Source organism: Candidatus Endomicrobiellum pyrsonymphae (assembly GCF_020328025.1).
GTDB classification, from domain to species: domain Bacteria; phylum Elusimicrobiota; class Endomicrobiia; order Endomicrobiales; family Endomicrobiaceae; genus Endomicrobiellum; species Endomicrobiellum pyrsonymphae.
The window spans coordinates 1-6,203 of record NZ_JAIXMZ010000067.1; the positions used below are offsets into that span (position 1 = coordinate 1).

Annotated in this window: 6 protein-coding genes; all 6 read right to left on the bottom strand. The window is 34.2% G+C overall.

Annotated features, from left to right (window positions below):
* Window positions 1–469: 469 nt before the first annotated feature.
* The 6 genes from LE180_RS05680 to rpmB all read right to left on the bottom strand — a co-directional run bounded on the left by LE180_RS05680 (window position 470) and on the right by rpmB (window position 5,597).
* Window positions 470–646, bottom strand: coding sequence for a hypothetical protein (locus LE180_RS05680; protein WP_374134490.1), 177 nt, complete (start codon window positions 644–646; stop codon window positions 470–472).
* Window positions 647–844: 198 nt separating this feature from the next.
* On the bottom strand, window positions 845–1,306 hold the full coding sequence (gene ribE, locus LE180_RS05685) for a 6,7-dimethyl-8-ribityllumazine synthase (protein WP_374134491.1): 462 nt from the start codon (window positions 1,304–1,306) through the stop codon (window positions 845–847).
* Between the two features lie 30 nt (window positions 1,307–1,336).
* Window positions 1,337–2,578 carry a bifunctional 3,4-dihydroxy-2-butanone-4-phosphate synthase/GTP cyclohydrolase II gene (locus LE180_RS05690; RefSeq protein WP_374134492.1) on the bottom strand — a complete coding sequence of 414 codons (1,242 nt, stop codon included), beginning with the start codon at window positions 2,576–2,578 and terminating at the stop codon, window positions 1,337–1,339.
* Window positions 2,565–3,182 (bottom strand): riboflavin synthase, encoded by a 618-nt coding sequence (locus LE180_RS05695; RefSeq protein ID WP_374134493.1) that lies wholly within the window; start codon window positions 3,180–3,182, stop codon window positions 2,565–2,567. The genes LE180_RS05690 and LE180_RS05695 overlap by 14 nt, the downstream gene beginning before the upstream one ends.
* 175 nt (window positions 3,183–3,357) lie before the next feature.
* Complete coding sequence (gene ribD / locus LE180_RS05700) at window positions 3,358–4,434, bottom strand: bifunctional diaminohydroxyphosphoribosylaminopyrimidine deaminase/5-amino-6-(5-phosphoribosylamino)uracil reductase RibD (RefSeq protein WP_374134494.1); 1,077 nt, start codon at window positions 4,432–4,434, stop codon at window positions 3,358–3,360.
* A 971-nt stretch (window positions 4,435–5,405) separates the two neighbouring features.
* Window positions 5,406–5,597, bottom strand: a complete 192-nt coding sequence (rpmB, locus tag LE180_RS05705) for a 50S ribosomal protein L28 (protein ID WP_374133825.1) — start codon at window positions 5,595–5,597, stop codon at window positions 5,406–5,408.
* Window positions 5,598–6,203 lie beyond the last annotated feature (606 nt).

The following is a 6,203-nucleotide window of genomic DNA, read 5'->3' on the forward strand; positions in this document are numbered from 1 at the left end:
TTCAGGCGACATATCTTTTACAAGTTCCGCATATATCGTTGCTTGGCTATTTATAAACTCGGTTTGCTCTACCGAACTGTATTCAGGCACATTAACATTGCCCATAGATGTGTTTTCATAATTATCAGCTTCTAATGGTCTGATAATTTAACTTCCCCCCTGTCCTTTTATGATTCTTACTGCTTATTTTAGCACTCACATCTAACGACTGCTTATTATAAAAAATAAATTGCTTTTTGTCAATACCACGCATCATATCATGTAGAATAACATCGAAACAGAGCAAAATATACCATTCTAATCACACAGAGGATTAGAATGAAATCTGATTCCTATACTCCTCCTGCTACTTTGGACAGAACGCTAATAGCCTTAACTAGAACTAACAAAAGAAAGTTCACTCATTCTACTCGACTCATTCTACTCGCTCAGGTCGTTATCTTAAAAATTCTATACCCATTATTTCTGATCACTCCATTCCTATCCTAAACAACAAGACTCTTGTTCTATTGATATTGTTGTCCACTGTGATGATAACGACTACGATGATTGTGGCTATTCTCTTAACTTCGCTGATTGTTTCTCTAACTGGACTTCTTCCTTTGTTTTCATCGGTAAATCTCAACAAAATACCTTCAAACAACATTATCCCTTCTATTCCTTTTTACATCTCTTCTTTAAACTCTGATAACGGTTCTGGATTTACCAATTTTATTCTCAGGTTCATAAAATCATTTCTTTGGCTACTAAGGTTAAATCTAACCTCAGCCTCTTAAAGCCTGTTTAATTTTCGATGCCTTTTTTAACGATTTGACAGGATTCTTACAACAAACCTGCAACTACCTTAAATTACCGAATAAAGATTAATCATTTCTATTGCGCTCATTGCCGCATCAGCCCCTTTATTGCCCACTTTAGTACCAGCTCGCTCGATAGCCTGCTCTATAGAATCTGTAGTCAATACGCCAAATATTACAGGAATTGAACCCTGCAACCCAACAGAAGCGATGCCTTTCGAAACTTCTGCGGAAACATAATCGAAATGAGGTGTAGCTCCTCTTATAACACAACCTAAACAAATTACTCCATCAACTTTCCCGTTTTCAACGATTTTTTTTGCAACTACAGGAATTTCAAAAGCCCCAGGTACCCAATAAACTGAAATATCGTCGTCAGCAACTCCATGCCTTTTAAGCATATCTTCTGCGCCACCAATCATTTTACTTGTTATAAACTCATTAAATCTTGACGCTACTACTGCAAATTTTTTTCCCTCTGCATTTAACTGTCCGCCAATAACTTTCATTTCCCCTCCTCATATAGTCGACTATAATATTCAAACTGTTTTTAAAAAATGTCCCATTTTATCTTTTTTGGTTTTTAAATATTTTTTATTGGACTTCGTAGGATTAATCTCAACTGGAACTCTTTTCGAAATTTTTAAGCCATAACCTTCAAGTCCTACTATTTTTTTGGGATTATTAGTCATAAGGTTGATACTTTTTATACCCAATTCTAACAGTATTTGCGCGCCTATTCCATAATCTCTTAAGTCAGGAGAGAAGCCTAATGCCATATTAGCCTCAACTGTATCCATGCCTTGTTCCTGCAAATGATAAGCCTTCAATTTATTTACAAGACCAATTCCTCTGCCTTCTTGATGCATATACAAAACTACGCCTTGTCCTGCTTTTTCTATAGCCTTTAAAGCAGTTTCAAGCTGATCGCCGCAATCGCATCTTAACGAGTGAAAAATGTCTCCGGTTTCGCACGAAGAATGAACTCTAACTAAAACATCTTTTTTATCTTTTACATCACCTTTTACAATCGCAAGATGAGAATCTTTTGCTACAATATCCTCAAACAACACAAGCTTAAATTCTCCAAATTTTGTTGGAAAAGCGACGCTTATAACTTCTTTAACAAAATTCTCAGTATGGCGTCTATAATTGACAAGCGCTTCCATTGTTATTATTTGTAATTTATGTCTTTTTGCAAACTTTATTAGATCAGGAGTTCTTGACATTGTGCCGTCATCGTTCATTATTTCACATATAACAGCGGCAGGATAAAGCTTTGCCATTTCTGCCAAATCTACTGCAGCTTCTGTGTGTCCTGTTCTAACCAAAACGCCCCCGTCATTAGAGCGAAGCGGAAATATGTGACCCGGTCTTGTAAAATCCTGAGCGCTTGCAGTTTTATCAACAAGTTTTTTAACAGTCATAGCCCTGTCGTAAGCTGACACGCCGGTCGTAGTGCCGATTTTATAATCCACGGACACAGTAAAAGAGCAACCTTTTTTTTCTGTAGGTTTCTCTACCATATTTTCTATTTTAAGCTCTTCAAGTCTTTTGTGTCTCATCGGCACACAAATCAAGCCTCTTGCATATTTTGTCATAAAGTTTATAATTTCGGGAGAAGTCTTTTCCGCGGCGCAAACTAAATCACCCTCGTTTTCTCTGCCAGGATCATCAACAACAACCACCATCTTTCCAGATTTAATATCTTTAATCGCTTTTTCTACTGATGCAAAATCTTTGTTTTGTTTGCGTGTATTTCTCATCTTAAATAAAACCATTTCCTTTCAACATTTCAAGCGAAATACCGTTAGTTTTTTTATCTGCAATTTTCTCTATATATTTAGCAAGAATATCTGTTTCAATGTTTACTTCATCGCCAATTTTTTTAAATTGCACAATTGTATTATTAAAAGTTTTAGGTATAACAAAAACTTCAAAACCTGAGCTTAATAAAGACGAAATTGTTAAACTTATTCCATCAATTGCCACAGAGCCTTTTTCAACACAATAAGACATTATGTTGTATTTACAAGAAAAAATAATTCTGTAAAAATTTTTAAGACTTTCTATTGTTTCTATTTTCGCAGTACCATCAATATGTCCGCTTACTATATGCCCTCCAAGACGAGAAGACAGGGTTAATGCACGTTCTAAATTAACATTTGAATTTTGCTTTAATTTTGAAAGCGTTGTAATTTTATCGGTATTTGGACTATAATCGGCAATAAAACTATTCTTATTTACAACAACAGCAGTTAAACACACACCGTTGACAGAAATACTATCGCCTTTTGAAATACCTTCAAGCTTTGTTTCAACTTCAATTCTTGAAGACGATATTTTTTTAACTATGCCTATGTCCTCAATTAACCCTGTAAACATTTTTACTATCTCCTTGATAAAAAGGCAACGACTAGATACTTTGCTACGCTCAAGTATAAAGACAAAGACATATATCGTTGTCTGAAAGCCCCAAGATTAAGACATTCGAAGGCTACGCTCAGTATGACGGCAAGGATGAGGGAACAATCAAAACAGCGATAATACATATATTTCGCTACAAAGCAGTTTTGTTAATTTGTCCTGTTATAATAAAATCATGACCAATTCTTTTGAATTGTACATTCTTTACACGCAATGATTCTGAAATTTTTTTAACGCCTGGACCACCAACTACAGAAATTGCATTTTTGCCGCCTATTATTTTTGGCGCAGTAAAAAAAAATATATCATCTACAGCCTTTGAAAACAAAGCTGATGCAATTATTTCACTTCCACCCTCTATTAAAATTCTTTTTATTGAAAAAGAATTTAATTTTTTTACTATCACATTAAAATCTTTCTTCGCAGCCATCATGTCAACAGGGGCTAAGATTATACCGTCTCGATTTAAATGTTTTGATACTTTCGTATTTTTTTCATCATAAATGATAATTGTGGGAGCGCTTAAATCAAATAAATGATGCGACCCTGGCAATTTTAATTGCGAATCTATAACAACTCTTACAGGATTTTTTAGATTTTTTGAATGCGTTGTAAGAAATGGATTATCTCTAAGAGCTGTATTTGCGCCAACAAGAATCGCGTCGTATTGAGATCTCATTTTATGCACTAATTTTCTAGATTTTTCTGATGTTATCCATTTTGAATCGTACTCGCAAGTCGCAATTTTACCATCTAATGACATTGCCGCTTTTATTGAAACTCTAGTTTTATTTTTCAAATGTCTCAAATAATCTTTAATCAAGACCTTCGCCTTTTTCTTTAACAATCCGCCATATACTTCAACACCATTTTCCTCTAATATTTTTTTGCTTCCTGAAACATTCTCATCTTTAACCGCGTAGAAAACTCTTTTAATACCTGCTCTAATAATTGAAATTGTGCAAGGAGGCTTTTTGCCATAACTATTACACGGTTCAAGCGTAACATATAAATCTGCATTTTTTGCATCTTTCCCGGCATCTATAAGCGTATTTATCTCCGCATGTTTGCCACCAAAACATTGATGCCAACCTTTACCTATAATTTTATCTTCTTTTACAACTACACACCCTACTAAGGGATTAGGATAAACTTTTCCTTCACCTTTTTTAGCAAGTTCTATTGCAATCTGCATATATTTAGTATTCATAAAAAAGAAAACCCCTAAAACGAAAATATTTTCGGGGCTTCCAATAAAAATCTATTGTATCTTCTCACATCCGGACTTGAGCGCTAGTACGCTATCACCGTCGGCATCCGATTTACACAGATTCAGTCCACATTTTTATTTTGCGGAGTCGCAGACTTAAAAGATTTCACTCTTTATCACTGCCGGTAAGGAATGAGGAAACACGTTCCCTTCACCTTCCCCGAAGAATTATATTCAGTCCATGTATTATATTTATTTTTTGACTGATATGTCAATCAATTAGTCAACGATTTTAACCGGCGTATCATATAAAATCTGTCTGTACTAAACATCTGTCTGTACTAAACAAGTGTAACGCTGTGTTTTTAGAATATTTTTCAAAAATATCTTCAAAGACAGTCAATTTCTTTAGATTATCATTTAAAACAACAACAATATCATCTTTTTTTTAATGGAATTTCTTGAGCAACCCGTTTAGGAACATCTATCAAAGGAAAAGAGTAGGAATATAACCGTACATTAAAACATAATCTTTGTGAAGATAGTCGCGTAAAATTGTAAAAAGCTGTATAAAATTAAGTCCAACAAATGTTGCAAGTGAAAACCCTAAGATTTAAATTGATATAATTAAATTGCTATAACTGAGGCAGAAAGATTTAACGATAGAAAGAAGACAAAAGAGAGTCTAGAGTCTGGACTACAAATAAAAGGGTTTAAAGAGTCTGCGCTATAAAAACGAGAGGGTATTAGGGTGATTAATTTCAAAAGAGTCGTAAGCGTTGTTGTAGTATTTGGTTTGTTATTGTGTTCATGTGGAGGTAACAAGGATAGTGGTGCACACACATAGATAAAAACTATGTTTTTGGCACAATTACATCAGGTTCCGCAGGAACCTGTGCCACTATGAGCGATACTATTGAAGTCAACAATGAGAACAAAAAGAACAGTATCTCATTCTCCGCCTTTTTGTGTTATATTGCTTTTTTTACTTTATTTGATTTAACACAAGAAGTACAAACATACCTGTGAGTTTTTTTGCCAGCTAGAATAATGTTTAAGCTCTGAAGATTAGGTCTAAAAAGTCTCTTTGAAGCTTTATTTGAATGACTGATTGTATTTCCTGATGTTGAACCCTTACCGCAAATTACGCATTTGTAAGACATTTTTTACACACCTCCGATAAACCCTGATACTCAGAGATTGTACATTATTTTACACCTTAGGTTCAACTGTGTGTAGAGTATTCACAAGTTCAAGTTGCTAATGCGACAGTAGTGGCAACAGGAACCAGACTAACATTGTAGAAGTTTTCTTACAAAAACTCAATGGCAATTAGTCCAGCACCTAAACGCGCCTGAAGTTTTCATATTTTCTTGTAAATTAGAAGGTTTGATGTAATACGAATATGGGCAACCATATTCAGGGTCTATTAAACTCTTAGAAGATTTAAATTGATATAATCGGATTGATATAATAGTGGCGGTTACATTTGCTGGCAGGAAGGTTTGAGGCAGGAAGATTTAAGGGTAGAAAGAAGACAAAGATCTTTGATTGAATTTTGATTTTATTTAATTGTATAATCTTTAAGATTGAAATGTTAAAAGTAAGTGATTAAATTTGTATAATGACAATAGTTATAATTGATTATTTAGAAGAGTACGAAAATAGAGTTTAGATTCTGAAGTACAAAGTAAGAAAAGTAAGAAGGATTTAAAGAGTCTAGACTACAAGAACGAAAGAGGTATTAGAGTGATTAATTTCAAGAATAT

What these genes read in the sequence shown, in the direction of transcription:
- LE180_RS05690 (WP_374134492.1), bottom strand. Translation starts at nt 2,578, where the DNA reads ATGGTTTTATTTAAGATGAGAAATACACGCAAACAAAACAAAGATTTT.
- LE180_RS05695 (WP_374134493.1), bottom strand. Translation starts at nt 3,182, where the DNA reads ATGTTTACAGGGTTAATTGAGGACATAGGCATAGTTAAAAAAATATCG.
- ribD (WP_374134494.1), bottom strand. Translation starts at nt 4,434, where the DNA reads ATGAATACTAAATATATGCAGATTGCAATAGAACTTGCTAAAAAAGGT.
- rpmB (WP_374133825.1), bottom strand. Translation starts at nt 5,597, where the DNA reads ATGTCTTACAAATGCGTAATTTGCGGTAAGGGTTCAACATCAGGAAAT.
- LE180_RS05680 (WP_374134490.1), bottom strand. Translation starts at nt 646, where the DNA reads ATGTTGTTTGAAGGTATTTTGTTGAGATTTACCGATGAAAACAAAGGA.
- ribE (WP_374134491.1), bottom strand. Translation starts at nt 1,306, where the DNA reads ATGAAAGTTATTGGCGGACAGTTAAATGCAGAGGGAAAAAAATTTGCA.